The organism is Flavobacterium sp. JP2137 (genome assembly GCF_050562195.1).
Classification (GTDB): Bacteria; Bacteroidota; Bacteroidia; order Flavobacteriales; family Flavobacteriaceae; genus Flavobacterium.
In genome coordinates this window covers 1,207,825-1,233,778 of record NZ_CP191647.1, presented here as the reverse complement: position 1 = coordinate 1,233,778, position 25,954 = coordinate 1,207,825, and the positions used below count along the sequence as shown (strand labels likewise).

At 44.3% G+C, this 25,954-nt stretch carries 19 protein-coding genes; 7 read left to right on the top strand and 12 right to left on the bottom strand.

Annotation, left to right across the window (positions count from 1 at the left end; genetic code table 11):
- Positions 1-28 precede the first annotated feature (28 nt).
- On the bottom strand, positions 29-394 hold the full coding sequence (locus ACQZ43_RS05390) for a hypothetical protein (protein ID WP_430614936.1): 366 nt from the start codon (positions 392-394) through the stop codon (positions 29-31).
- Between the two features lie 309 nt (positions 395-703).
- Here ACQZ43_RS05390 and ACQZ43_RS05385 point away from each other — a divergent pair, with 309 nt between their 5' ends.
- Positions 704-1,891 carry an aromatic amino acid transporter gene (locus ACQZ43_RS05385; protein WP_430614935.1) on the top strand — a complete coding sequence of 396 codons (1,188 nt, stop codon included), beginning with the start codon at positions 704-706 and terminating at the stop codon, positions 1,889-1,891.
- Between the two features lie 123 nt (positions 1,892-2,014).
- Here ACQZ43_RS05385 and ACQZ43_RS05380 read toward each other — a convergent pair whose 3' ends face one another.
- The 5 genes from ACQZ43_RS05380 to ACQZ43_RS05360 form a co-directional block, all read right to left on the bottom strand.
- A complete protein-coding gene (locus ACQZ43_RS05380) occupies positions 2,015-3,004 on the bottom strand; it encodes an aspartate-semialdehyde dehydrogenase (RefSeq protein ID WP_430614934.1) in 990 nt (329 codons plus the stop codon).
- A 173-nt stretch (positions 3,005-3,177) separates the two neighbouring features.
- Positions 3,178-4,884: a single-stranded-DNA-specific exonuclease RecJ gene (gene recJ / locus ACQZ43_RS05375; protein WP_430614933.1), complete on the bottom strand. Its 1,707-nt coding sequence runs from the start codon at positions 4,882-4,884 to the stop codon at positions 3,178-3,180.
- Positions 4,885-4,893: 9 nt separating this feature from the next.
- On the bottom strand, positions 4,894-5,313 hold the full coding sequence (locus ACQZ43_RS05370; RefSeq protein ID WP_430614932.1) for an OsmC family protein: 420 nt from the start codon (positions 5,311-5,313) through the stop codon (positions 4,894-4,896).
- Positions 5,314-5,405: 92 nt separating this feature from the next.
- Positions 5,406-6,077, bottom strand: coding sequence for a 16S rRNA (cytidine(1402)-2'-O)-methyltransferase (rsmI, locus tag ACQZ43_RS05365; RefSeq protein ID WP_430614931.1), 672 nt, complete (start codon positions 6,075-6,077; stop codon positions 5,406-5,408).
- Positions 6,078-6,086: 9 nt separating this feature from the next.
- Positions 6,087-7,193, bottom strand: coding sequence for a hypothetical protein (locus ACQZ43_RS05360; RefSeq protein ID WP_430614930.1), 1,107 nt, complete (start codon positions 7,191-7,193; stop codon positions 6,087-6,089).
- Between the two features lie 103 nt (positions 7,194-7,296).
- On the opposite strand from ACQZ43_RS05360, the gene ACQZ43_RS05355 reads away from it, so the two are divergent.
- A complete protein-coding gene (locus ACQZ43_RS05355) occupies positions 7,297-7,920 on the top strand; it encodes a thymidine kinase (RefSeq protein ID WP_430614928.1) in 624 nt (207 codons plus the stop codon).
- A 195-nt stretch (positions 7,921-8,115) separates the two neighbouring features.
- Here the strand turns inward: ACQZ43_RS05355 and ACQZ43_RS05350 are convergent, their stop codons facing one another.
- The 4 genes from ACQZ43_RS05350 to ACQZ43_RS05335 form a co-directional block, all read right to left on the bottom strand.
- Entirely contained in the window at positions 8,116-9,378 is a 1,263-nt protein-coding gene (locus ACQZ43_RS05350; RefSeq protein WP_430614927.1) for a gliding motility-associated C-terminal domain-containing protein, read from the bottom strand.
- 56 nt (positions 9,379-9,434) lie between these two features.
- Complete coding sequence (locus tag ACQZ43_RS05345; protein ID WP_430614926.1) at positions 9,435-10,046, bottom strand: hypothetical protein; 612 nt, start codon at positions 10,044-10,046, stop codon at positions 9,435-9,437.
- A gap of 156 nt (positions 10,047-10,202) precedes the next feature.
- Positions 10,203-11,798, bottom strand: a complete 1,596-nt coding sequence (locus ACQZ43_RS05340; protein WP_430614925.1) for a hypothetical protein — start codon at positions 11,796-11,798, stop codon at positions 10,203-10,205.
- 21 nt (positions 11,799-11,819) lie between these two features.
- Complete coding sequence (locus ACQZ43_RS05335) at positions 11,820-16,289, bottom strand: hypothetical protein (RefSeq protein ID WP_430614923.1); 4,470 nt, start codon at positions 16,287-16,289, stop codon at positions 11,820-11,822.
- A 527-nt stretch (positions 16,290-16,816) separates the two neighbouring features.
- Between ACQZ43_RS05335 and ACQZ43_RS05330 the strand changes: the two genes are divergently transcribed.
- The 3 genes from ACQZ43_RS05330 (at position 16,817) to ACQZ43_RS05320 (ending at position 18,889) form a co-directional block, all read left to right on the top strand.
- Positions 16,817-17,581, top strand: a complete 765-nt coding sequence (locus ACQZ43_RS05330; RefSeq protein ID WP_430614921.1) for an enoyl-CoA hydratase/isomerase family protein — start codon at positions 16,817-16,819, stop codon at positions 17,579-17,581.
- An 84-nt stretch (positions 17,582-17,665) separates the two neighbouring features.
- Complete coding sequence (locus ACQZ43_RS05325) at positions 17,666-18,115, top strand: 6-pyruvoyl trahydropterin synthase family protein (RefSeq protein ID WP_430614920.1); 450 nt, start codon at positions 17,666-17,668, stop codon at positions 18,113-18,115.
- An 18-nt stretch (positions 18,116-18,133) separates the two neighbouring features.
- Positions 18,134-18,889 (top strand): UDP-2,3-diacylglucosamine diphosphatase, encoded by a 756-nt coding sequence (locus ACQZ43_RS05320; RefSeq protein ID WP_430615601.1) that lies wholly within the window; start codon positions 18,134-18,136, stop codon positions 18,887-18,889.
- Here the strand turns inward: ACQZ43_RS05320 and ACQZ43_RS05315 are convergent.
- Positions 18,886-20,205 (bottom strand): HTTM domain-containing protein, encoded by a 1,320-nt coding sequence (locus tag ACQZ43_RS05315; protein WP_430614919.1) that lies wholly within the window; start codon positions 20,203-20,205, stop codon positions 18,886-18,888. The two genes, ACQZ43_RS05320 and ACQZ43_RS05315, sit on opposite strands and share 4 nt — an antisense overlap.
- The gene (locus ACQZ43_RS05310; protein WP_430615599.1) at positions 20,198-21,130 is read right to left on the bottom strand and encodes a bifunctional riboflavin kinase/FAD synthetase; all 933 of its coding nucleotides are present in this window, start codon (positions 21,128-21,130) and stop codon (positions 20,198-20,200) included. Before ACQZ43_RS05310 ends, ACQZ43_RS05315 begins: the two co-directional genes overlap by 8 nt.
- Before the next feature lie 206 nt (positions 21,131-21,336).
- On the opposite strand from ACQZ43_RS05310, the gene ACQZ43_RS05305 reads away from it, so the two are divergent.
- Positions 21,337-23,580: a reprolysin-like metallopeptidase gene (locus tag ACQZ43_RS05305; protein WP_430614918.1), complete on the top strand. Its 2,244-nt coding sequence runs from the start codon at positions 21,337-21,339 to the stop codon at positions 23,578-23,580.
- Between the two features lie 37 nt (positions 23,581-23,617).
- Positions 23,618-25,882, top strand: coding sequence for a reprolysin-like metallopeptidase (locus tag ACQZ43_RS05300; RefSeq protein WP_430614917.1), 2,265 nt, complete (start codon positions 23,618-23,620; stop codon positions 25,880-25,882).
- Positions 25,883-25,954: the final 72 nt, after the last annotated feature.

The following is a 25,954-nucleotide window of genomic DNA, read 5'->3' as shown; positions in this document are numbered from 1 at the left end:
GAAATACCCCAGAGATTTATCTATCTATTTAAAATAAAGCCGGTGGCGCGCGAAGCGAGAAGTAAATGGATGTATAGTGGTAATAAGGAACCGCTACCGCTGTTTTTAACGAATGGAAGTAGGTGTTGTCCAAAACTTGGAATACCAGATCTTCGGATTGTAAAAAAGGGCTTAGGAAAAAATCACAGGCAAAACACTTTTCGAGTTCGTGATCGGCTTGGGACAATTGGTGGGAATGGTCGGAGTGCTTGCTGACAAGCTCGCGGGTTTCTCGATGAGAAGCCGTTGCGATTTCCGAAGAAAAATGCGATAAACTATGCACAAACTGGAACACTACTGTAAACAGTAGCGCAGTAATCAGCAATAATCGTGATATGGCATTTTTATTTTTCATCGCAACAAATATAGGTAACTCTCGGCGCTTTAAAAAAAATTTGCGCTTTTTTTATGAAAACGCGCTAAAAAATCGAATTTCAGCGCCTGACCCACTTTTGGATTCTGCGGCCTTCGAACTCGGTTTTTGGTTTGTTTTTCTTATTTTTGTACCGCGGTATTCGACCTTATGCTCGTCTGCAACCGTTGATGTATTGTGGGGCACTTGATACGAGCAGTTCCAATATCCCTTTGGCACTCCCCCATTCGCAGCAAGGCATCTTAGGAAAGGTTGAGCAGACCACTGCAGTACCATCCATAAAATTCATATATGAAGAGCAAACTTTTAGGGAGTATATTATTGGTCGCCGGTTCGTCTATAGGCGGTGGCATGTTGGCCATGCCCATCACTTCAGCTGGCGTGGGCTTTATCGGAATCAGTCTGTTGTTAATCACAATCTGGTTTGCCATGTGCTATACCGCCTTGTTGATGGTTCAGGTGTATCGCTACAACACCCCCGACGATGGTTTTGACACTTTAACAAAGAAATACCTCGGCTCCGTTGGAAACAATACCGCCGGCATTAGTTTGTTGTTTTTGATTTACGCCCTTACCGCAGCGTATATTTCTGGCGGCGGCAGTCTGTTGACAGCCCAACTCCATCAATGGCTGTCTCCCGATTTAGATTCGAGATGGGGCGCCTTACTATTTACCTTGATTTTTGGCGGTGTGGTTGCGATCAGCACCCAGTGGGTCGATTGGTTTTCGAGAATACTCTTCCTGATTAAAATCGTCTTTTTGCTGCTGTTATTGGTCATCCTATTGCCCTATGTTCGCCAAGGCAATCTGTTGCAACTGCCCCTGGAGCAAGGGTTGATCTTTACGGCAATCCCCGTGGTGTTTACTTCTTTTGGATTTCACGGCAGCATTCCCAGTATCGTAAAATACCTGAATGGGGACGAACGCAAACTGCAACAAGCCTTTGTTTTTGGAAGCTTATTACCGCTTTTTATCTATTTGTTGTGGCAGTTTGTCGTCTTGGGTAGTTTTGACCAATCGACTTTTATGGGACTCTTACAGCACAATATGGGGTTGGAGGGTTTGATCGTCAGCATAAGAGAAATGTCGCAGACCCCTTTAATCCGAGATGCCTTTAACATTTTTGCTGCTACGGCTTTGGGCACGTCTTTTTTAGGGGTAAGCTTGGGACTCTTCGATTATTTTATGGATTGGACGCGCTCCAAAAAAAACCTCAACAATCGATTTACGGTGAGTCTTTTGACCTTTGTTCCCCCGCTGATATTCGTGTTGTTTTACCCTCAGGGATTTATCTTGGCGCTGGGATATGCCGCGATAGCGGGTGTGGTTTTAGCCCTGTTGATTCCCACTTTTTTATTTGTAAAAGCAATGCAATACCATCAGGTGAAAATCCCCGTATGGCAGTATGCAATCTTGGGGTTTTTGGTGGTTTTGGCAGTCGTTATCATCGGCTCCCAACTGTGGGTTGCGCTGTTTTAAACAAAAAGAACCTCGACTTTATACAGTGGCTACGCCTTATAAAACGCAGCGCGCAGCAGTAGTCGCTACGCGGCGTAAAAAAAAAGGAAAATCAACTGATTTCCCTTTTGTTATCACAGGTGTTTACACCAAATCACGGGCCAACAAATATTCGGCGATCTGTATGGTATTGGTCGCGGCTCCCTTTCGAAGGTTATCGGCCACGATCCACATATTAACGGTATTGACCTGACTTTCATCGCGGCGTATGCGCCCGACAAAAACCGCGTCTTTACCCTCGGCATAGATCGGCATCGGATAGGTATTGGTATCGGGATTGTCTTGCAGCGCTATGCCCGGTGCCTGATGCAGCAATTGGCGTACACGCTCCAAATCAAAATCCCTGTCGAACTCGATATTTACCGATTCACTGTGTCCTCCAACTACCGGTATGCGAACGGCCGTAGCCGTGACGCGGATATTGGGGTCGTTGAGTATTTTTTGCGTTTCGCGCACCAATTTCATCTCTTCTTTGGTGTATCCATTGCTCTCAAACACATCGCAATGGGGAATCGCATTGCGGTGAATGGGATAGGGATAGGCCATTTCGCCCTTTTCGTTTTTGTATTCCTGTTCGAGTTGTCGCACGGCTTTAACCCCTGTACCCGTTATGGATTGGTAGGTGGAAACCACTACCCGTTTTAGGCCGTAATGCGCTTGTAAAGGCGCCAAGGCCATAACCAATTGAATGGTAGAACAATTGGGATTGGCAATAATCTTATCCTCACGCGTCAATTGAGCGGCATTGATTTCGGGTACGATTAACTTTATAGCTGGATCCATTCGCCAAGCCGAAGAGTTGTCGATAACCGTAGTGCCTACGGCAGCAAATTTCGGTGCCCATGTTAGCGATATCTCTCCTCCTGCCGAAAATAGAGCGATTTGCGGTTTGCGCTTCACCGCTTCTTCCATGCTGACTATTTGATGTTTTTCGCCTTTAAAAAGGACCTCCTTACCCACCGACTTTTCAGAAGCGACGGGAATCAATTCCGTAACCGGGAAGTTTCGCTCTGCCAAAACTTTAAGCATGATTTCGCCGACCATACCGGTGGCGCCCAAAACTGCTATTTTCATATCTCGTTTTTATGTTTTACGGAGGCGGTATCCACCACGACCTCTTGGTTTTTACCTGCGGCAAATCCCCGAGCGGTTTCTACCCCTCTATGTTTTTTTATTGTTGTTATCGCCGTCTCTGCGCTGTCCAGTTACAGACAAATATAGCCAATGCGCATTAAAAACCGACCGCTTTAGTGCGAACTATTTTCGACTTTAAGGTCTTTAATTTGAAATTGCATCGTCAGCCTTCCGTTCCATTCGTTTTCATCCAGGCAATACGCCATGCTAAAGGGTTGTTTGCCCAAGAGCTTGGGATAAAAACGCCCCAAACCGAATCCGATACTCGAAACCGCTTGGGAATCGCCCTGTACCACGCTCAATTTCAGGTGTTCGTTTTCACTGCCCAAAGTGCGCATATCGCCGTGGTCGCAGAGGTTTTTCGTACAAAAAACCGGACTCATATTATCCGGCCCATGGGGTTCGAATTGCTTGAGTATTCGAATGAATTTCTCGTCGATTTGCGTCAGGTCGATTTCGGCATCGATTTCGATTTCGGGTATGAGCTGTTCGTCGGTAATGGTTTGAGCCACCACTTCTTCAAAGCGCTGCTTAAAGCCTTGGTAATTGGCCTCGTCTAAGGTTAGTCCCGCGGCATACATGTGACCGCCAAACTGCTCGAGATAATCCGAACAGGCCTCCAGAGCCTGATACACATCGAAATTTTTTACCGAGCGCGCCGAAGCGGCTAATTTGGTTCCGCTCTTGGTAAAGACCAAGGTGGGACGGTAATGCGTTTCGATCAGTCTGGACGCCACTATACCGATTACGCCCTTGTGCCAGGTTTGCTCGTATACCACGGTCGATTTTCTATCGGTTTCGCCACTGCGTTCGATTTGCTCCAAAGCTGCTGCGGTAATTTCCTTGTCCAAAGCGCGGCGTTCCAAGTTGAAGTTAACAATTTGCTCTGCCACGCGCTGGGCTTCTTCCAAGGTGAATTGCGTGAGCAAGGCTACGGCAAAATTCCCGTGTTCGATCCGACCGGCGGCATTGATTTTTGGAGCGACTTTAAAGACGATATCGGTAATGGTAAAGTAGCGCTGTTTGTATTGCAGCAGCAAGGCTTTGATCCCGGGACGGGGATTTTCGTTGATGACCTGAAGGCCGTAATAGGCCAAGATTCGATTTTCTCCGGTAATCGGAACGATATCCGCTCCAATGGCCGTAGCGACCAAATCGAGATAGGGCATTAAATCTTCTATGGTTTTGCCGCGTTTTGCCGCTAGGGCCTGTACCAATTTAAACCCCACACCACAACCGCACAACTCCTTATAGGGGTAGTTGCAGTCGGACTGTTTGGGATCCAACACCGCTACGGCTTGGGGCACGGTTTCTCCGGGTAAATGGTGGTCGCATATAATAAAGTCTACGCCTTGTTGGCGGGCATATTCAACCTTATCGATGGATTTGATTCCACAGTCCAAGGCGACTATCAAGGTGATTCCGTTGTCAACCGCATAATCGATACCGGCAGTAGACACGCCATAACCCTCGGCGTAGCGATCGGGTATATAGGTGTCGACCTCATCGTAAATGCTGCGCAGATAAGACGCCATTAAAGCGACGGCTGTGGTGCCGTCTACGTCGTAATCACCGAAGACCAGTATGCGTTCGCCCTGTACAAAAGCAGCCTCCAAACGGTCTACGGCCTTGTGCATATCCTTCATCAGATAAGGGTCGTGCAATTGCTCCAAACTCGGGCGAAAAAACGCTTTGGCCTGATCAAAGGTCGCTACGCCGCGCTGTGCGAGTAGGGTCGCTATAAGCGGCTCTACACCGAGCACTTCGACCAAGTGGTTAATGGTTTCTTTTGGGGGTTCTGGTTTTAAGCTCCAACGCATAGTATCGCTTTAGGTTCGATGAAAGTGAATATTGATTTTGATTTCTGCAAACTTTCGAAACATCGCCATCACACCGCAGTACTTGTCTACGGAAAGATCAACAGCTCTTCGCAGTTTGTCTTGATCCAAATCGGAGCCGTAGAAGTGGTAATCGACTAAAACCGTGTGGTACACCGCCGGTTCCGCATCGGTTAAGAGTCCTTCGGTTTCCATTTTAAAATCGCTCACTTCCAACCGCATCTTTTTGATCATCGAGGCGACATCAAGACCGGAGCATCCCGCCAAGGCAGAGAGCATTAGGGCTTTGGGACGATATCCCAAGCCATCGCCACCGAATTCAGGTCCGGCATCAATGCGGAGGTTGCCTCCGGGGTTGGTCGATTCAAACTGCATGTTTTCTACCCAAGTCGTGGTTATTTTATGTGACATCGCTACTGTTTTTTTCAAATTTATAAAAAATAAAAGTCAATGCACCACTGTTTAACAGCGCACATTGACTTTTAACTTTTAGGCTGTTCTTCCTATTTTTTTCCCGCTACTATAACGACGATTTCGCCTTTCGGAGCTTTTAGCTCGAAGTGCTGGGCTACTTTTTCAACGCTACCTCTTACGGTTTCTTCATGGAGTTTAGACAGTTCCCGCGATACGGAAATCTGCCGATCCGCACCGAAATACGTCTTAAACTCCTGCAGTGTTTTGACCAATTTATGGGGAGACACGTACAAAATCATGGTTCTCGTTTCTTCTGCCAGGATTAAATACCGGGTTTGACGTCCTTTTTTGTCGGGCAAAAAGCCTTCAAAGACAAATTTGTCGTTGGGCAATCCGCTATTGACTAAGGCCGGTACAAAAGCCGTTGCTCCGGGCAAACAATCCACTTCAATATCGTTTTCCACACAGGCTCTGGTCAGGAGAAATCCCGGATCGGAGATCGCCGGAGTTCCCGCATCGGAAATCAGGGCCAGATTTTCTCCGGCTTGCATGCGCTTGACCAATCCCTCAACGGTTTTGTGTTCGTTATGCATGTGGTGGCTTTGCATGTGGGTACCGATTTCGAAGTGCTTTAATAGCTTGCTGCTGTTTCGGGTATCCTCTGCTAAAATAACATCGACTTCTTTGAGCACTTTAATCGCTCTAAAAGTCATATCGTCTAAATTTCCAATCGGAGTTGGAACTATATATAATTTTCCCATTTTTTTTTATTAGGCAAATCGCTTTTCGATCAAATCCATCAAGCGACCTACAAACTCTTCTTTCCCCTCCCAATAATTATAGTCGGGCTTAACCAGGTCTTCAATAAAAGCGACGGCCTGATCAATGCTGTTAAAGGTATTCAATTGCGACAACACCCGATTAAAGTCTTCTGCACTGCCGTTAAACAGGTTTTTCTCAAAGGCAATGCGGTCGTTCAGACTGACATCTATATGTTGAGAAAAAACGTCATTAAGCGATTTCTGGCGGTCTTTTTGCGGGTCTAAATGTCCAGAAATCGGATCATCGTGCACCGGCAAACTGCCTTCTGTACTCATACGCACCGCTACAGGCTCGAATATCAATTGATTTTTCAATTCCTGCTCGCTATCGATTTCCTCTACCCGTATAAAATCGACGTCTTGATAATCAATGCCGAAAAAGGAATCCTCCAGTGTTTTCTCCAGCAGTTCGTCTGTTGCAGCGGTTGGCTCTACCATCCCGTCTCTGTTGATCAGGTGTTGGTTGAGCACCTCTTCTAGGGCTGCGGTATCTTCTTGCTCCAATTCCGGGGTTTCGTCCAACGGCTTGTCCGACTGGGCTAGACTTTCCATCGCGGCCTCTTCTTCCAAGTCTTCTGCCGTCCACTCTTCGGATTCCAAATAGTGGATGACCTCCGATTTTTCGTCTGCTTGCGCAAAGGCTTGTTGGTCTATGGGTTCGGCATAAGTCACTGCGATTTCCGGTTGCTCAACCTCCACGCTCGTCTCGGCTATTTTATTGGACTGCTGTTGTATAAAATCTTCTTCGCGTTGCTTTTTTTGTTGTTCGACAGTGGTCTCTACCACTATTGGGTATTCTTCATCCATCAAATCCACCGGCATCTGCTCCCGCGTAGCCACCACTTCTCCATAGGCGTTTTCCAACTTATTTTCGATCTCTTCGGTTTGAATATGAGGTTGAAACAGATTAAAACTATCGTGATGAAACTTTAAAATTAAGAGCTTTTCATACAATTCTTTCGCTTCCTGATAAAGGTTTTGAACATCCTCTTTATCTTTCATTTGCAGTATTCGATGAGCGATACTTAATAATTCTGCTTCTAATACTTTCTTCATAACTTTTATTTTAGATTAAGAAAAACACCCGCTTTTTTTGGTAAATTTGCCTTGTTACAAAAGTAACAGAAAAAACTGCTGGTTACAGCCTGAAATTTACAAAATGTTTCTCGAAAATCCCGTTAATCACAAAGAACAATTTGGTTGGATTGAAGTGATCTGCGGATCGATGTTTTCCGGTAAAACGGAAGAGTTGATTCGCCGTCTAAAGCGCGCTCAATTTGCCAAACAAAAAGTCGAAATATTCAAACCGTCTGTCGATACGCGCTATGACGATGCCTATGTTGTTTCGCACGATTTCAATGAAATACGCTCTACTGCTGTACCCGCCGCGGCAAACATTCGAATCTTAGCCGACGGCTGTGATGTGGTCGGAATCGATGAGGCGCAGTTTTTTGACGACGAGATCGTAACGGTATGCAACGACTTGGCCAATGCGGGTATACGGGTAATCGTGGCGGGTTTGGACATGGATTTCAAGGGAAAACCCTTTGGTCCGATGCCCGCGCTGATGGCTACTGCGGAATATGTGACCAAGGTACACGCGGTTTGTACGCGCACGGGAAACTTGGCCAACTACAGCTTTAGAAAAGCCGACAGCGACAATCTGGTGCTCTTGGGCGAGACCGCAGAATACGAACCCCTGAGTAGAGCGGCCTATTACAACGCGATCAAGGAACAGCAAAAAAACGCCTTAGAAGACCTCGACAAACCCACAACGCCTTAGGTTAATCGCCGCTAAAAAACGGCAACATCCCCGTCAACTCAGCCGATTCGCTGCCGTTTTCGCACAAAACCTACGTTACAACGGCCGTTTTTGCCCTATACTATAAAGTTACAAAAAAAGCGAACACCTACCAAGAGATGCTCGCTTCCAATCAATTACAACAAATCAATACACAAAATCCTATTTTTTATTCTTTTAATTATTTTCCAGATGCAGGTATCCCGCTTTGGTCTCTGGATGAGAACCGTCTTGGTCTACGCGTTCGTATTTGAGAATATAATAGTAGGTTCCCGTCGGTAGTTTATCGTTCTTTTTAACGGTTACCCGACCCTCGGAAACACCCCTAAACACATTGCCATCCGTATCGTAGTTCGTGGTTTCGAACACCTTAACTCCCCAACGGTTATAAATCTCTACGCTGTTGTTGGGATACTTATTGATGTTTTCAATATAAAAGTAATCGTTGTCGCCATCGCCATTGGGAGTAACCCCGTTGTAAACGACCAATTTATCCGAACCTTCTTCACCGGGTTGCCCCATACGCGATAGCGCCAAGGTAAAAACACCATAGCCGCCGACCTGAGTAATGGTAGTAACGGTTTTGTTGGCGATATCGACAATACCTCCCTCATCGACCCAAGTGTTTTGCTGGTTGTCCCAGCGCACAATTTTAAGATCTTGGAGCTGTTCACCGGTGATTTCCTTGGCCGTCGTTTCATCATTCCACGACAAGGTCAGCGCGATATCACTGGCAGCGCCATTTTTTAAAATGGTCCAATACTCGGTATTATCGATAAAGCGTATCGACTCGGCTTTGTTGAGATGCGGCTGCTCGGTATTGGAATCTTTCAGGTAGTAAGTACCCGAAAAGGAATCCGCTATGGCTGCCGATGTACCGATGATAGCCCGGCGATAAAAACCGCCGTTACCAATAGGCATTTCAAACGCCTCCTTACCCACCTTCTCTACTGTTCCGTCGGCATGACTGCGGTTGGAGGTATTGATTGCCTTGGCGTTGGCACGAAACAGCAGCGCCCCTTCCACGGGGTCGACCAAAACCACTCCGTTTAAGAAATTGGCGGTACCCGCAATGCTCATATCATTTTTTAAATCAAATGCCCGCAGCTCCCTTTGGTTGTCAAAAAGCACATCGAAGAACGAACTGGGCTGATTGCCCGACAAGCGCTGCTCTTGTTTGTTGCGGTTTTCGAATACCGTATAACCCGAAGTACGGTTGGTGGAATAATCAAATAAGCCGTCGTTGTGGTAGTTTTGATAAATATAAAAGATTCCGTCATTGATAATAACTCCCGACTCTTTATTTTGGAGATCGAGCAAGGTGGAAATTTCCGTTTGAGGTAAAATCACCAGCTGCCCCTCATTTACCGTTTGCGCAATTGCAGTGGAAACAAAAAGAAGGTTTATCGCCGTTATTACAGAAATTTTTTTGCTAGTCATAATAATTGAGTTATCTAATTACAGTTCGTTATATTTCGGCAGTCTACCAAAAGCGGTTATTTAACTACAAAAACGATGTTGATTACCGAACAATCCGTCGCGGCGGCTGTGACATCGTAGGTCATAATTCCATTGTCTAGTATGGTGATATTAGAAAACACCGTGTGATCGTAGTCCGTGATGTAGTAGTACAAATCGGTCGGACTATCGAAATACGGAATTCCCGCTGTCGGTGCTCCAGAGCTGACGACATGATATCCTGCCGGATCCAAGGAAAACTGTTTTTTGTATTCGAGGTACAAGTTTTTGGTTTGCCCCACCCGAGTTTGCGAGGTATCAAAAGTGATCGAAGGCATATAAAAAAACTTTACAGCCTTGTCGTCCGCAGTGACCATCTTGGCCCATTTGACGCCGTCGTTATAGTAGAATCCGGGTTTGACATCGTTTACCGTTGCGGTATTATACACTGTCATACCCACTACGTGAGCCGTTAAAGGCGCGGACAAGGTGGTTTTTTCAAGTGCCAATCGCGGTAACAACAAGCCCTTATTCCCCTCTATTTCAAAGAGTGCATTGGGATTTATTGTCTGCGGATTATTGCCCACTTTTACCTGTGCAAGTGCATTTAGGGCCAATAGGGAAACAACTAAGGTGAAAACTTTTTTCATAGGTATCTTATTTTTGATTTTTTAACCGCGGATTGTACCGCTCACGGCAGTTGGAGTTTTAAAAAAAACGCTCCAAGAAGTGACCATATCCTCGTGTTATACTTTTAATAAATCTATGCGCAATAGCGCATAGATTTATTTTGTGATAGAAAATTCCTAGTCTGCAGAAAACTCTACAACGACATCATAAAGGCCTGCCGGTAGAATATTGTACATATTCCCCGTACCTATATTAAACCCTAAGCCCGTTCCTCCGGTCAAAAGCACATCTGTCGTTGCAGAAGTTACCAGATTACCCGCTTTATACAATTTAATACTCACCACATTTCCCGCAGCTACCGGTAAAGTGATTATGGAGGCTACAGCAGAATTAGCCGTAATCGTTGTCGTCGATTTAAAGGCATAAACCGCTTTGCCATCGATCCATGTATCGCCTGTTTTATAGTGGGTGGTTAAATTGTATTTATTACCCAAAATCGTTTTAATATCACCGGCGTTATTGGTGATTACATTCAGTACAACACCAGAGATATCAATGAGTACTTTAACGCCAGCTGCATCGATGGTGTACAAGGATTTTGCGGGTATGGCTAAGCCATCGGGGTTCGCTGCCACCAAAATTTCTGTTGCCGTATAAAACACATTGCCGCCTCCATTCAGTACGTTTTTGATGGCGTTTCTGACGTTTTCATTCAGGGTGATTGAATTGATCATATCCCCCGTTACATTGATAACATCCGGCGAGCCTACTGTTGCTACACCAGCTGCATCGGGTTTGTTGTTTTCATGGGCGTAATTGTAGGTAATCTCCGTCTGTGGAGTCCCCGTTTTAAGTATTCTGGTTTTCGATTCATTTGCCTGCACTAAACCGCCCAACGATATGGTAACATAGGCTGCACCGTCCCAGTATTGAAAGACCCATTCTACTGCGGGGGCTGTACCGATGTTTTTATAAATGACATTTCCATCTGCAACTCCTGCGATTTCTTTGATGATGTTTTTAATCGTCATCTGCCCGGCTCCATAAGTGGTACTCTGATTGATAATATTTTGAAAATTCTGAACGACGTCAGCTCCGGCGTCGATCGTTACTCCTCCGGAAAAGTTATCGGGGATATTACTAATGTTATTGGTAGTTGGAGCAGCGGCAATCCAGTTTTGAATGGCTTCTTCCGAAAAATAGATGTGTTGTATATTACCGCCTACAGCCGTAATGGTTCTGATAAAGGTTTTGGTCTCGGCACCAGCAACGAGAGCTGCTAAGTCGATTAAATCGGTTTTATAGGAATTTGTCGCTGTATTATAAGTGACATAAAACATCTCTTTAGTTGTTGGATTGTACACCATAGACGTGTGTGTTTGTGGCACAGACGGATTGTTTACGGGGCTACTCGGCACGATATAACTGATCAGTTTTTTAATCTCGGCCAGGTTACCCATCGTGGCATCCAAATCTGATGTATTGACAATTCTATTCCATTTGTTGGCAGACCAATAATAGAATCCCACCACGACATCGTTTTGCGCTTTGGTGTTGTAGACCAATAAACTTTCGGTTGCCGTTCCTGCAATTGGATTAAAATCGGTTGTTTCGATCAATTCTACACGGGGAATCAACACCCCTTTGTTCGTTGCTACAATGTCTAATTGTGCTGCGGAATTGGGGTTAGGTGTTCCAATTCCAACCTGTGCATTGGCCATGTAAATGCCCCCTAATAAAAGGAAGGCTACGGAGAGAGTAAGTTTTTTCATAAGTTTTTGTATAAAGTGTTACTAATATTTTTTTATTTTCTGCGTTAGGGTTCTGTTTGAAATGATGCAGCCCTTACTCAGGCGAGCCGAACAATCTTGATAGAGATGATACAATCGCAGATTGGGTTTTATATTGAGTGAAGCCAGTGATTTTAATCGAACAGCCACGGCATCCACTTTGGTCGGCGTTGCAAAAGTCAAATCGGCTATTTGTCCATTATTCAGTACATTCAATAAATTGACATTGCCTAAAACCGCTGTTGGCAGCTCCTTGACCCAAACTTGTATCTCTTTAGAATAACCTACTAATTCTACATTGTCCAATAAATCTGCTGTTAACACCCCCGTGCCCAGCGCCATTTTTAATTTGAATATCGAATTGGCAACAATCTCTTTGTTGAAATGTATGTTTTGCTGAATAGCCGCTGCTACGGATACCGTTCCCAAACTCAATTCAGAATAATCGCTGTTGTTGTTATTGGGCAAAGCCCTATCGGCATTAGTGACGCCGTAGTTGCCAATATTTATAAGGCCTAGACTTACTCCCGAACCGTCTACCGAAGTAGTAAAGGGAACCGAGCAGCCATTGAAATCCGTTTCATAACACATCCCATAGATGTGTAAATCATTTTGTTGCCCCAGTAGTAGACTATTCGTCGTATTGGTAATCCGAACGCTTTTATAGTCCATCTTAGCCTTAATGGCTATATAATAACGTCCTTTGTTATCTTGTACTATTCGGATTTGATCAAGGACGTCGGCAAAGCTGTTAGCACTCCTTCCCGTTAACTTGATGTTTCCATCCGCTCCGCGCAGCTCCACTTTAAAGAAGTGATCGCCCAAAATAACATTGCCCAATATTTCACCTACGACCCCCCCTACACTTCCAGCCAATAAAGCCTGAAGTAGCGTGGCGTCGGTATCGATACGGATATAGGAAGTCGTTCCAGCAACTACGTTTGCTCCACCGGGAAACCCGATTTCCACATGGCCTTCATAAGCTCCTGCATTTCCAAGTACGCCTCCTTTAGAGCGAATCACAGCATAACTGTTGTGATTCCCATCGACGATATTTGCAGCTAAATCCGCATTGGACGCACTGATTACCGTACTGGCACAAACCGGCGAAACATAAGGCGGTACTTCAACACCGGGATCCTGACAAAAAGTTGAAAGACGTTGTACGGAATGCAAGTGCAAAGGTGCACCAGTAGTTATAACTACCGGCGATTCGATTCCAAATTGTACCCGATCAAAAACCACGTTCGGTTTTAACGTGAGCTCTTGCGAAGCGCCACTGTTTAACAAGCTCAGCAAATCGATGTTATTGATCAACCCGCTTTGTAAAGTCCTATTATAAACCAAAGTGCTTCCGTTATATAACTTTACTCTATATGCGCCCAACAAATCTAAAGTGACTAAATTGGGAGTACTCAGCTGTACTTTAATACGCAGTAAATCGGTTTGTAAAGAAGGACTCTTAAAATAAATCGTTTGATACACACTCGCTCCTACACCTGCGATTCCGAGGTTGATTGTGGAATAATTACCAGAATTGCCATCGATAACAAAATAAGGATCGGAAACACCTGCTTTGCTGATGCCTGCTAAACTCAAATTTAATCCAGTACCGTCATAAGAAGTAAAGCTCGCTTGCTCGCAAGTATCGGTCACGGTTTCTCTACACATATTGTACACCTTCATCTCGGCGGTTTTATTCAAACCTACAATCGCGGCTAAATGCTGTGTGATACGGACGCTCTGATAAGCTTCATTGGCCGTTACAGCGATATAATACCTTCCATCTTTATCTTGAACAATTTTAACCAAGGGAGTCCCAAAGCCCAGAGCACTAGACACGGTATAAATCGACGAACCTCCAGAACGCTTTACTTCAACGTCAAAATAATGATTCCCCAAAGCTACTCCTCCAGCCACATTGCCCAGAAGATTGCCCAAGCTACCTCCCAACAAATTTTGAAGTACCGTAGCTTCCATATCAACTCTGATGTATGAAGTGGTTTGCGCCGGCACTGCGGCGGCATAACCCAATTCTATATGACTCGTATAGCCACCTGCACCAAGAACAACACCGGTACCCGACGTTAAGATTGCAGCGGTATCGTGATTGCCATCTACGGCGTTATAAGGAAAATTGGCACCTCCAAAATCGAGGATATTTGTTGCGCATACAGGAGTTGTAAATGGCGACACGGTTGCCGTCGGAACTGGAAGCGGATTCGGATCAGGACAAAGGCCGCTATACCGTTCTATGCCATACACATATAGGGGAGAACTCAATAGATTGACAGCAACCAGAGCCGACTTACCTATAGCAATTCGATCAAATGGTTTTCCGGGACCAAAAGCCAAAGAAACAGTCTGACCCGTTCTTAATAAACCCAATAAATCCAGCCCGAGTACATCGCTATTTAAGGCCTGTGAAAAGACTTCCACATCGCCATTAAAAGCTTTGATCTGTATGTTTGACAGCACACCAACATCGGCTAGCGACCCGCTGTTCAAAGCTATACTCACTCTAAAATGATCTTCCTTAGCAGAAAGCCCCAAGAAATCTACGTATTGAAAAACGCTGGCTCCTACACCTGCTAAGCCCAAATTGATTTCCGACTTCGTAGCGGGATTCAGGTCGATTGCATTTTGTGCAGCTCTGACGCCTGCACCGCCAACACCTAATAAATCCAAACTTATTCCCGCAGATTTCGAATAGGTGTCCACAGCTTGTTGGCAAGGCGGTGGTGCCAATGCGAAGCACGCGTGATAAACAGTCATGTTTTTCGTGGTTCCCAATCCTATAAGCGCCCCTAATTTTTCGGTAATTCTAATAGTAGTAAAGGCGACATCAGCAGTAATTGCGGCATAGAAATTTCCGCTTTTATCCTGAACGATTTTAACCGATCCATTCCCAGCATCTGCAAGCTGTTTATTGAAAGCAACATTACTCGATCGGGAGAAAACCGTTGTACCGGCACTTTTCGCTTCTATGGTAAAATAATGACTTCCCAGCAATACATTGTCGACCACGCTGCCTACAAGAGCACCGAGAGAACCATCTAGTAATCTCAGTAATTTATCCTCGTCAAAACCAATGCGCACATAGGTCGTTGTTCTGGCCGGTACTGGCGTAGCAAATCCCATTTCCACATGGCCAGAATAAGCCCCTGCGCCCGCTACAATACCAGAACTCGCTTCTAAAGTGGCAAAAGTATCATGGTTACCATCGACCACATGAGTTCCCATACTCGCATAAGACGAACTAACAAAAACGGAAGCACAATCCTTATTCACCAACATCGGTGGGGTAACCGGTGGCACAAACGGATTCGGGTCGGGATACAGAGTGCCAAAGCGCTCTACACTATACACCTTTAAAGGATTACTCGCTAAATTCAAAGATACCGTTCCATTAACGCCAATCGCAACGCGATCGAACGGGACGCCCGGTCCAATAATCGGCATGCTTATGATGCCGCCCGTATTTAACAAGCCCAGCAAATCAAGTCCATTGACCAGTCCGCCATCTAATTTTTTTCTAAAGACCAATTCAGCCCCGTCGTATAATTTTATTTCAAAACTCCCGATCAAATTCACATCCAGGGCCCCCGCACCACCTATGCCGAACTTCACTTTTACATAATCGCCAGGCAGCGATTTTCCGTTGAAATAAAACGTTTGAAAAGCGCTACCCGCCACCGCTAAAGTCCCTAAGCTGATCGTACTAAATTTAAGATCATCCGTATTTAAAGCATCTTGCGGTTTTTTAACCATATCACTCAGTGCCAATAAATTAACACCCGTACTTTTTCCTACATCCGAAAACACCGCTAGACCATTACTGGTGTTACGATAAGTAAAAGCATGATATACTTCTAGTGTAATAGTTCCCCCAAGAGACAAAAGAGCACTTGGGAATTTTAGGGTTATACGAACAGAATTATATGCCTTAGTAGGCGTAATGGCGATATAGTAAGCGCCATTTTTATCGACAACTAAATTAGTCTCTACATTAGATTCTTCCAAAGTGCCGTTGCTCATTCCTGATGCACCTTTATAGGCCGCTGCGGAAACCGCACTAGTTGTCACCCCCAATAAAACACCTAAATCAAGTGTGACCCCGGTTTGAACAGGAAGATTAATTCTCACATAAGTAGTGGTTTTGGCCGCTTTAGCACTTGGAAACTTAAACTGCAAATAAGACTCTCCAGAAACAGTAAGAACTTCACCTACACCTAAAAGCAGAACACTAGTCATCGTTGCAAATTTTTCAGTAGTACCTATTGCTGCATTCTCGCGATTTACCACTGACGCTATAGTTAAGGGCGTACTTCCAATTGAAGGAAGAACCGTTGCATATTCAGGTATGGGTACTGGAACTTGTCCATAAGAAACAGATCCAGATAAGAAAACAAAAAGGATAAAAACCCGTAGGGTTTTTCCGTTAAAAGTGAGCCAAGTGCTTTTAGATTTCATATCGATATTTTAAGTAACAGGAAGCCGTTTCCAAACCACGTTGTGCGCAATGCGCAAAAAGACACATTATTCATAATCAAAAAACACATATTGTCATTTCAAATCAAAAATAATACATTTTGTGATTAAAACAACCCAGTTTATTCAAAAAATTAATTATTTAATCGCAAATAGAGAATTTAATACGCGTTAAAAGTCATAAAAAAATCATATAATCGCATTTTTTGTAGGATTACCGATAAAAAATTCCCATAATAGTTATATAAAAGCGTTTTAACCCCCAAATACATAAAAATCAACTGCTGTTAATTTAGTTGATTTTAGAAAAAAAAGTAAACAAACGGCGATACATCAGTAAAAAAACAGCAAAAACAAGAACCCAGAGAGAAAAAACATCTTAAAAACAAATAATATTCTCAAAATGTACCAAACAAAAACACTGATAAGATTTTGAGTCCAAACAGTGGACAAAGACCGATTGCTTGCTGGGATAACCATATATTTTAGTAATTTTGAAAAAAAAGTATATGAATTTTCCCGAAGGAACCGTATCGGTTCACCTAGCGAATCGCTTGGCCCGAATTGAATTTTATCATCCGGCCAGCAATTCCTTTCCCACGGCCTTGCTCGATGCTTTAAAGACCGCGATAGACGATTTGAGCAAAAACCCTCAAGTCACCACCGTAATCTTACAAAGCCAAGGCGAAGGCGCCTTTTGTGCTGGAGCTTCTTTTGATGAACTGCTGTCGATAACCGACACCGATGCCGGAGCAGCATTCTTTTCCGGTTTTGCCGGAGTGGTCAACGCGATGCGCAAGAGCAAGCAAATCTTTATCGGTCGCATACACGGCAAAGCTGTCGGCGGTGGCGTGGGTTTAGCCGCTGCCTGTGACTATTGTTTTGCCACGGCTCAAAGCGCGATTAAACTGTCTGAGCTCGCCATCGGTATAGGTCCTTTTGTCATCGAGCCCGCGGTTTCCAAAAAGATTGGAAAAAATGCTTTTACAGCCTTGTCCCTAGCCGCTCACGAATGGAAAAGCGCCGCCTGGGCTTTTCAGCACGGCCTATACGACGAAGTCTGTGAAAACGCCGAAGAACTCGACCAAAAAGTCGCGGCTTTTGCGCAAAGGGTCTCGGAATACAACCCCGAAGCTTTGGTGGAGATGAAACAAATTTTTTGGGAGGGCACCGAACATTGGGATAGCTTATTGAGCGCAAGGGCTGCCATATCGGGCAAACTCGTACTATCCGACTTTACCAAAGCGGCCTTAAGCCAATTTAAAAAGAAGTAATTAGGCCTTTTACCATCGGTTTTTAGCCCAAATGGGGTCGCCTGTTGTCCGATATTTTTTAGTAAATTTGCAAAAAACAATATTATGCCTAAAATTAGAATCACCAAACAATTTACCTTTGAAACCGGCCATGCGCTTTACGGTTACGACGGCAAATGTAGAAATGTACACGGACACAGCTATAAGCTAGCGGTAACGGTTATCGGCTATCCCAATACCAACCCAGACTACGTAAAATACGGTATGGTGATTGATTTTGGCGACCTCAAAAAAATCGTTAAAGAAGAAGTGGTCGATCAATTTGATCACGCTACGGTATTCAATCAAAACACCCCGCATATCGACTTGGCCAAAGAGTTGCAAGATCGCGGACACGACGTGATTTTGGTCGATTACCAACCCACTAGTGAAAACATGGTTATTGACTTTGCCGCGCGAATCAGCGCCCGACTACCTCAAGATATTGCCTTGTACTCGCTGCGCCTACAAGAAACAGAATCCTCTTATGCGGAATGGCATTCGTCTGACAACTAAAAACCCTCTGGCTTGAAAATCCAAATACAAACCGACAAGAAAATATTTTTTGCCTCCGACCATCATTTCGGAGCGCCTACTGCTGAAAAAAGTTTACCGCGAGAAAAGAAATTTTTGCGCTGGTTAAATGAAAAGGAAGCAGAAATGGGTGCTTTGTTTATCGTGGGCGACTTGTTTGACTTTTGGTTTGAATACAAAACGGTGGTCCCCAAGGGTTTTGTGCGAATTTTAGGCAAATTGGCCCAAATGCGCGATGCCGGAATTCCCATCTACTTTTTTGTCGGCAATCACGATTTGTGGATGGACGATTATTTTAGCACGGAATTGGACATACCGGTTTTTCATCAACCCCAGCGTTTTGAAATCAACGGCAAACTGTTTTTTATCGGACACGGAGACGGTCTAGGCCCCGGTGATTACGGGTATAAGAGAATGAAAAAGGTGTTTACACATCCGCTTTCCAAATGGCTTTTCCGTTGGCTACACCCCGATATTGGCGTTCGCCTGGGACAGTATCTATCGGTTAAAAACAAATTGATTTCCGGCGCGGAAGACGTGACATTCCTAGGTGAAGACAACGAATGGTTGGTGCTTTATGCCAAGAAAAAACTAGCGGAGGAAGCGGTTGATTACTTTATTTTTGGCCACCGCCACCTACCGATGAACATCGCGCTCAACGAAAACAGCCGCTACATCAATTTGGGCGACTGGATCAGCTACTATACTTACGGTATGTATGACGGTAGCTTTCACCTCGAAACCTACGAGGGCTAATTCTTGTACAACGGACTTTCCGCAATCCAAGTATTATGACCAAAATAATTCCATTTTACCGCTGCTAAATCGACCCCTGGATCGACAAACACACTATATGGTCGCTGGTTGATCGACACCCAACTGTCGGCAAATACGCGTACCTCAATACCCTGTGCTGCATATTCTCGTCGAATGTATTGTGCCATCTGCCAAATCATATCGGGCGAACTCAAACGCGCATTTTGTTTTGGCATCAGCTTCTCTTCCAAGTTATAAGTCCATCGCTTGCCAGTAGCCTTGTCTTCCACGGTATAATTCGTATAACCCGCGCGTTGGCGCAGCATCATACGCCAGCTCAAACGGTGTCCTTCATCGGTCCACAGTACATCGCCTGGAATAACCCAGTGGCGCAACGGCAGCAACAGCTGTACAAACAGAAAGACCCCTAGAAAACTCCACAGCCCAATGGGGGCTTTTTCCACAGCGCCTTCTTCGATTACCGCAACGGGCTTTTTCTTAAAAAACCACCTGCGAATATCGTTCGGAGGATAGAAAAACAGGGCAAAGCTCAAGGCAAAATACGGAAACACGCCGATGTGCAAGGTCACCGAGTTAAAGAGGTGAAAAACCAACGAGATGGCAACGGCAAAATTACGCGTCTTCTTCCAGCACAACAAGGGCACGATTAAACCGTCAAAGAGGATGCCCAAATAGGTAATCGACATATAAAACCAAGGTTGGGCAAATATTTTTTTAAAGAATTCCGGCGAGTTGTGCAGACCGCCATAGAGGTTTTTACTAAAGGTTCCATCGAGCCAATCCGGATAGAACTTGGCTACGGTTGCATAAAAATACAATATGGCAATTTGGATGACAAACAAATACGAATAGGCCGCGAACATCGTTAACTTTTGAGTGACTCGTCCCTGCTTTACATCGAGAGATGCGTAGCGATTGGCCGGCATAAAGCACATGTACAAACAGATGATCAACATCAGATAATAGTGGTTGTTGTACGAGGTTTTCTGCATATAATAACAGCCTGCCCATAGCACGGTCAACAGTATAATGCTCCACCTATAGCGATAACCCAGCATCACTCCAATGGATGCCAAGCCCATCAATATAAAATAATAATACATTCCATTACCCGGTAAGGGTTGCAACCAATCCATGTAAATATGCGAAAAGGTCAAATGCGTTTCTACCAAATTAATGCGGACCCAACCGGTAAAGATGGCTCCGAAGGACTCGCAAACAAAGAGGAGTCCGAAAATGATTCTAAAGACTATAAGGGGAGAATTGTCAATCTGTCGGGCTAATTTTTCATACATGTTCTAAAAAATACTTTCGCGTTAATAATTCATCTTGTCTAATTTTTGCAACGAGCAATTCAAAAGCCTCAAAGCGCTCCTCATCTCGAATTCGTTCGTGTATAGCAATCTTTAAGAAACGACCGTATAAGTCGCCTTCCCAATCTAAAAAGTGTACTTCTATCGTATGCGGATGATTGTCAAAGGTCGGATTGACACCGATACTCATCATACCGCTAATGCGCTGTCCATCAATGATTGAAGAAACGATATAGATTCCGTTTTTGGGCACGAGTTTGTAGGCTTCGGCAATTTGGATGTTAGCCGTTGGGTAACCGATGGTTCTGCCGAGTTTTTTACCGCTAACCACCGTACCGCTAAAGAAGTAATCATAGCCTAGGTATTCGTTGGCTATAGCCATATCACCGATATCTAAAGCTTTTCGTATTTTGGTGGAACTGATTGAAACGCTGTCGATTTCGCGGGCAGAAATCTCTTCGACTTCAAATCCGTATTTGAGGCCAAATATTTTTAAATCGTTGATATCCGCCGTTCTATTTTGTCCAAAGCGATGGTCATAGCCGATGATAATTTTTCCGATGTTAAACTGTTTGACCAAGATATCCCTTACAAATTCTTCCGCCGACAGCTTGGCGAATTCGGTATCAAAAGTGTGAATAACCAAGTGATCCAAACCGTAGTGTTCCAATAATTCAATCTTTTCGTCCATCGTATTGAGCAGTTTAATGGAATCGTCTTGTTTGAGCACCATGCGCGGATGGGGAAAGAAGGTCAATACCAGACTCTGTCCACCTAAGTGCGAGCTCGCAGCCACCAATTTGCGAATAATCATCTGATGCCCCAAATGCACACCATCAAAAGTCCCTAGAGTCACTATGGTTTTGTGCTGCGTATGGAAATTGTATATAGAAGGATAGGTTTTCAATTTTTTCCTCAAATTTAGTGTTTCCTTTTTTAAGATAAAAAAAAGAAACACAAAAAAACAACTGACAATTTACTCAACATCCCTTACAATAGATAGGGATTTACGGTAAAAAAAAGAAATTTCTAGATATTATTCTTATTTATGAAAAAAATATCTCAAAAAAAAAGATACATTTGCGTATATCAACATAATAAAATCATATAGTAATGAAAAATAAACATCTTTGGGCCATTTTATTTATTGTATTCTTAAGTTTCAACCTTCACGCTCAAAAGCAAGCATGGAGAGCCGTAATAGCTAAAGATGTCGCTAAACTACCCAAAGCCGACCGAGCCTCTATACCGGAGACTTATGATATTTTTCAACTCGATCTCAGCAAGTTGAAACAAAGTTTGCAAAATGCACCTTTGGACCAGACTGCCAAGAGTACGGATGTCGTAGTGGCGTTTCCAACAGCTCAAGGCAAGATGGAGCGCTTCGAAATTTATCAAGCCCCTGTCATGTCGGCCGTGCTTTCACAAAAATATCCTGAAATAAGTTCCTATAGCGGAAAGAGCATCGATAATCCGACCTCTGCCATACGCTTTAGCTTGACGGCATTTGGACTACAAGCCGTTCACTATTCGGCAGAAACCGGCACGACTTATATCGATGCCTATACCACCGATTTAACACACTATATCGCCTACAACAGAGAGGCGCTTAAGAACAACAGCAGCTTTCATTGCAGCGTACAAAACAGTGAAGAATTCGCCGAAAACGCAATTCAAAGCTTGACACCCACTGCTTTTGAAACGACGAACCACACCTTTAGACAATACCGCCTAGCCATGGCTTGTACCATAGAGTATGCCGCTTTTCACCTGGCACAAGCACAAATCGCTCAGATTCCAATCCAAACCATCCAACAGCAGAAAGCCGTAGTGCTTTCAGCTATGGTCGCAACCATGACTCGCGTAAATTTTATCTTTGAAAGAGATTTATCCATCCGAATGAATTTGGTCGACAACAACGACGAAATCATCTTTATCGACCGTGACGATTTTAGCAATAACAACTCCAATCAATTGATCGCACAAAGTCAATCCGTTATCAATCGCATCATTACCTCTGCCAATTACGACATCGGTCATACCGTGAGCACCGGTGGTGGAGGTTTGGCCCGTTTAGAAGCGCCTTGTTCTAGAAACATCAAGGCCATGGGCATTACCGGATCGCCCAATCCGATTGGAGATCCCTTTGACGTCGACTACGTAGCCCACGAAATGGGCCATCAATTTGGAGCTACCCATACCTTTAACAATTATTGTGGTGGAACCATTCAAGAAGAAACCGCTGTAGAAACGGGAAGTGGATTAACCATCATGGCTTATGCGGGCATATGTCCTCCCAATGTACAAGCCAATTCTAACCCGTTTTTTCACTCGATAAGCATCGCACAAATCAACAGCTTTATCAACAACAGGGCTACTTGTTCGCAAAACACCATTCATCAGGTAGCGGTATTGGACGCCGATGCGGGACTGAATTATAACATTCCCAGCAGAACGCCTTTTAAATTGACGGGAACTACGACCTACCCCGAACTCAATAACCTCACGTATTCTTGGGAACAAACCGATATAGAAAATGCCGTACAACCGCCAGTGGCTACAGCAACGGGTGGACCTGCATTTAAAAACATGCCTCCTTCTCTATCCAACGTGCGTTATTTCCCCAACTACGATAGCGTTTTAGCGGGTACGAATTCGGCCTGGGAAGTACTTTCCAACGTGGCAAGAACCTATAATTTCAGTTTCTTAATTCGCGATAACAATCCTTTAACTGGCGGACAAACCGCTGAGGAATCCATAGAATTAACCGTTAAGGGTACCGGACCCTTCTCCGTAACTTACCCCAATAACTCACAGACGGTGTGGCAGAGTAATTCCACACAAACCGTAACATGGAATACAGCCGGAACCACGGCAAACGACATCAACACCAGTCATGTAAACATTTTGTTTTCCAGTGATAACGGTCAGACTTTTATCCCGTTAAAGGAGAATACTCCCAACGACGGTTCGGAAGCGATTAACATTCCAGATGTAGGCTCTAACCAATGTAGAATTCTCATCGAACCCGTAGGAAATATTTACTACGCTATTTCTCCTAGATTCCAGGTAACAGGGAATACCGCTTCTACATTTGACGCCAAGGGCTTAAGCGATTTCAAACTATTTCCAAATCCGACAACAGCGGTTTTTAACATCCAATTTCAAGCGGTAACTACAGACGATGTTCACGTAGCAATCCACGATTTAGGCGGACGTTTGATATCAAACCAGACCTTTAAAAGCAGCGCAGACTTCAATCAATCCATCGATTTGAATCAAGCACAAAATGGCATCTACTTTGTTACGGTTCAGCAAGGTATACAGAAAGAAGTCAAGAAAATCGTCAAAAATTAACAGCCAAGAAACAACCAACTATATCAAAACAAAAATTATGAAAAAAAATATTTTCTGGAGTATATTAGCCTTTGCGATATTCTCCTCAAGTCAAGCTCAAGGAAATCTTTGGAAAAGCACATCGGAAAAAGAGATAGGCAAGTCCGAAAAGATGAATCGCAGTGCCGTTCCTATGAACTACGAGATATACAACCTCGACATCAAAAAATTAAAAAACAGCTTGGCCAATACCGTTGCAGACACCGATAATATTTCGTCCAAAACCGTAATTTCGTTTCCGACTTCCGGTGGAAAACTCGAGCGATTTGAAATTTACAAGGCTCCTGTAATGGAGCAAGGCTTGGCAGATAAATTTACGGAAATCATGTCTTATAGCGGAAAGAGCTTAGACAATCCCGGATCGACGATTCGCTTTAGCGTGACTTTATTTGGACTTCACGCGGTTAGTTATTCTGCGGAAAACGGCACTACATATATCGATACATATACCGGTGATTTAAAGAATTACATCGTATACAACAGAACCGACCTCAATCCCACTAAGCCCTTTGAGTGTTTGGTGAACGATGAAGTTACTGCGGTTCCAGCGGGTTTATCTCCTCTACCACAGCAAAGACTAAACAACACAGGCACCTTTCGCCAGTATCGATTGGCCATGGCTTGTACGGTAGAATATGCGAAATTTCACATAGACGCGGCTAGAGACGCTCAAATACCCGTAAATACCGACGCCCAGCAAAAAGCTGTGGTTCTCTCTGCTATGGTCGCTACCATGACCCGTGTAAACTATATCTTCGAGCGCGATTTATCGGTTCGAATGAATTTGATTGCAGACAACGATAAAATCATTTTTATCACTCAGGACTCCTTCTCCAACAACGATTCAAACTTATTGATCGGAGAAAGTCAAAAGGTAATTAACCAGATTATCACTGCAGCGAATTACGACATCGGACATACGGTTAGTACCGGAGGTGGCGGTTTGGCGAGTTTAGCCGTTCCTTGCGATGACCAAGCTAAGGCCAGAGGTATTACAGGATCGTCAAACCCGGTAGGTGATGCCTACGACGTTGATTTTGTCGCTCATGAAATGGGCCATCAATTTGGCGCTACCCATACCTTTAATCAATTTTGTGTCGACGACCAACTTTCGCCAATCACAGCTGTAGAGACGGGAAGCGGAACGAGTATTATGGGCTATGCGGGCGTTTGCCAACCCAAAGCCGACGGTTCATTTGTCAACGTTCAGGCTACTGCTGACCCGTTTTTTATCAACGTAAGCATTAAGCAGATGATGGACTTTGTTAGCACTAACGGGACCTGCTCACAAAACAACAGCAACACGACCGCTGCCCCCATCGCCGATGCGGGCATAGACCGAATCATTCCTAAAAACACCCCATTCAAATTGGTAGGAAGCGCTACGGGTACATCCAATACCGCAGAATTCACGTATTCATGGGAACAAAATGACAACCAGATTACCATACAACCGCCGGTTTCCACAGCCGTAAAAGGGCCGATATTCAGAAATTACGCCCCGTCAAAATCGCCAGCTCGATACGTGCCCGCTTTTGAAGATGTCTTGTTGGGAATCAGCCGAAAATACGAAGTATTACCCACTGTTCCAAGAACGGTTAATTTCAATTTACTCGTGCGCGATAACAATGCGGTTCGAGGTGGACAAACCGCTGTAGACGGTATGAAAGTGATCACGGCAAATGTAGGACCTTTCACGATTACCTATCCTTTCACGGGAGCGGAGTCTTGGCAAGCCAACACCCCACAAACGGTAACTTGGGACATCGCAGGAACCACGTCAAATGGTATCAATACTACTTTGGTAAACATCTTGTTTTCGGCAGATAATGGACAAAACTTTATCACGCTTAAAGAAAACACCCCCAATGACGGAAATGAGGCGATTATCGCTCCGGATTACAACTCGACCAACTGTCGTATTCTAATAGAACCGGTAGGGAATATTTACTATGCGGTTTCAAAACGATTCAAAGTTTTGGGTGGTTCTACCGCTTCCGTGGATGTTTTTGGTCTAGACGATTTTAGAATTTATCCAAACCCGACCAACGATAGCTTTACCGTACAGTTTGAATCGGAAAGCACTAACGATATCACCATTGCGGTTCACGATTTAAGAGGCCGCTTAATCGCTAATCAGTCGTATAAAAACACCGGGCATTTCCAACAAGAAATCAACTTGGGCCAAGCACAAGCGGGTATTTATATGGTAACGGTTCAAGATGGAAACAACAAAGAAGTCAAAAAAGTAATTAAAAAATAATTTTTCCAAATTAGCTAGGGCGGTCTACTGTGTAGACCGCCTTTTTTTTTGCAGTTACAGCATCCATTGTAC

Bases quoted from the DNA above. Each gene is read 5' to 3' on its own strand.
- ACQZ43_RS05300 (WP_430614917.1), top strand. From the start codon at position 23,618: ATGAAAAAAAATATTTTCTGGAGTATATTAGCCTTTGCGATATTCTCC.
- ACQZ43_RS05340 (WP_430614925.1), bottom strand. From the start codon at position 11,798: ATGAAAAAACTTACTCTCTCCGTAGCCTTCCTTTTATTAGGGGGCATT.
- recJ (WP_430614933.1), bottom strand. From the start codon at position 4,884: ATGCGTTGGAGCTTAAAACCAGAACCCCCAAAAGAAACCATTAACCAC.
- ACQZ43_RS05330 (WP_430614921.1), top strand. From the start codon at position 16,817: ATGAATTTTCCCGAAGGAACCGTATCGGTTCACCTAGCGAATCGCTTG.
- ACQZ43_RS05345 (WP_430614926.1), bottom strand. From the start codon at position 10,046: ATGAAAAAAGTTTTCACCTTAGTTGTTTCCCTATTGGCCCTAAATGCA.
- ACQZ43_RS05335 (WP_430614923.1), bottom strand. From the start codon at position 16,289: ATGAAATCTAAAAGCACTTGGCTCACTTTTAACGGAAAAACCCTACGG.
- ACQZ43_RS05390 (WP_430614936.1), bottom strand. From the start codon at position 394: ATGAAAAATAAAAATGCCATATCACGATTATTGCTGATTACTGCGCTA.
- ACQZ43_RS05305 (WP_430614918.1), top strand. From the start codon at position 21,337: ATGAAAAATAAACATCTTTGGGCCATTTTATTTATTGTATTCTTAAGT.
- rsmI (WP_430614931.1), bottom strand. From the start codon at position 6,077: ATGGGAAAATTATATATAGTTCCAACTCCGATTGGAAATTTAGACGAT.
- ACQZ43_RS05370 (WP_430614932.1), bottom strand. From the start codon at position 5,313: ATGTCACATAAAATAACCACGACTTGGGTAGAAAACATGCAGTTTGAA.
- ACQZ43_RS05385 (WP_430614935.1), top strand. From the start codon at position 704: ATGAAGAGCAAACTTTTAGGGAGTATATTATTGGTCGCCGGTTCGTCT.
- ACQZ43_RS05325 (WP_430614920.1), top strand. From the start codon at position 17,666: ATGCCTAAAATTAGAATCACCAAACAATTTACCTTTGAAACCGGCCAT.
- ACQZ43_RS05355 (WP_430614928.1), top strand. From the start codon at position 7,297: ATGTTTCTCGAAAATCCCGTTAATCACAAAGAACAATTTGGTTGGATT.
- ACQZ43_RS05360 (WP_430614930.1), bottom strand. From the start codon at position 7,193: ATGAAGAAAGTATTAGAAGCAGAATTATTAAGTATCGCTCATCGAATA.
- ACQZ43_RS05350 (WP_430614927.1), bottom strand. From the start codon at position 9,378: ATGACTAGCAAAAAAATTTCTGTAATAACGGCGATAAACCTTCTTTTT.
- ACQZ43_RS05380 (WP_430614934.1), bottom strand. From the start codon at position 3,004: ATGAAAATAGCAGTTTTGGGCGCCACCGGTATGGTCGGCGAAATCATG.
- ACQZ43_RS05315 (WP_430614919.1), bottom strand. From the start codon at position 20,205: ATGTATGAAAAATTAGCCCGACAGATTGACAATTCTCCCCTTATAGTC.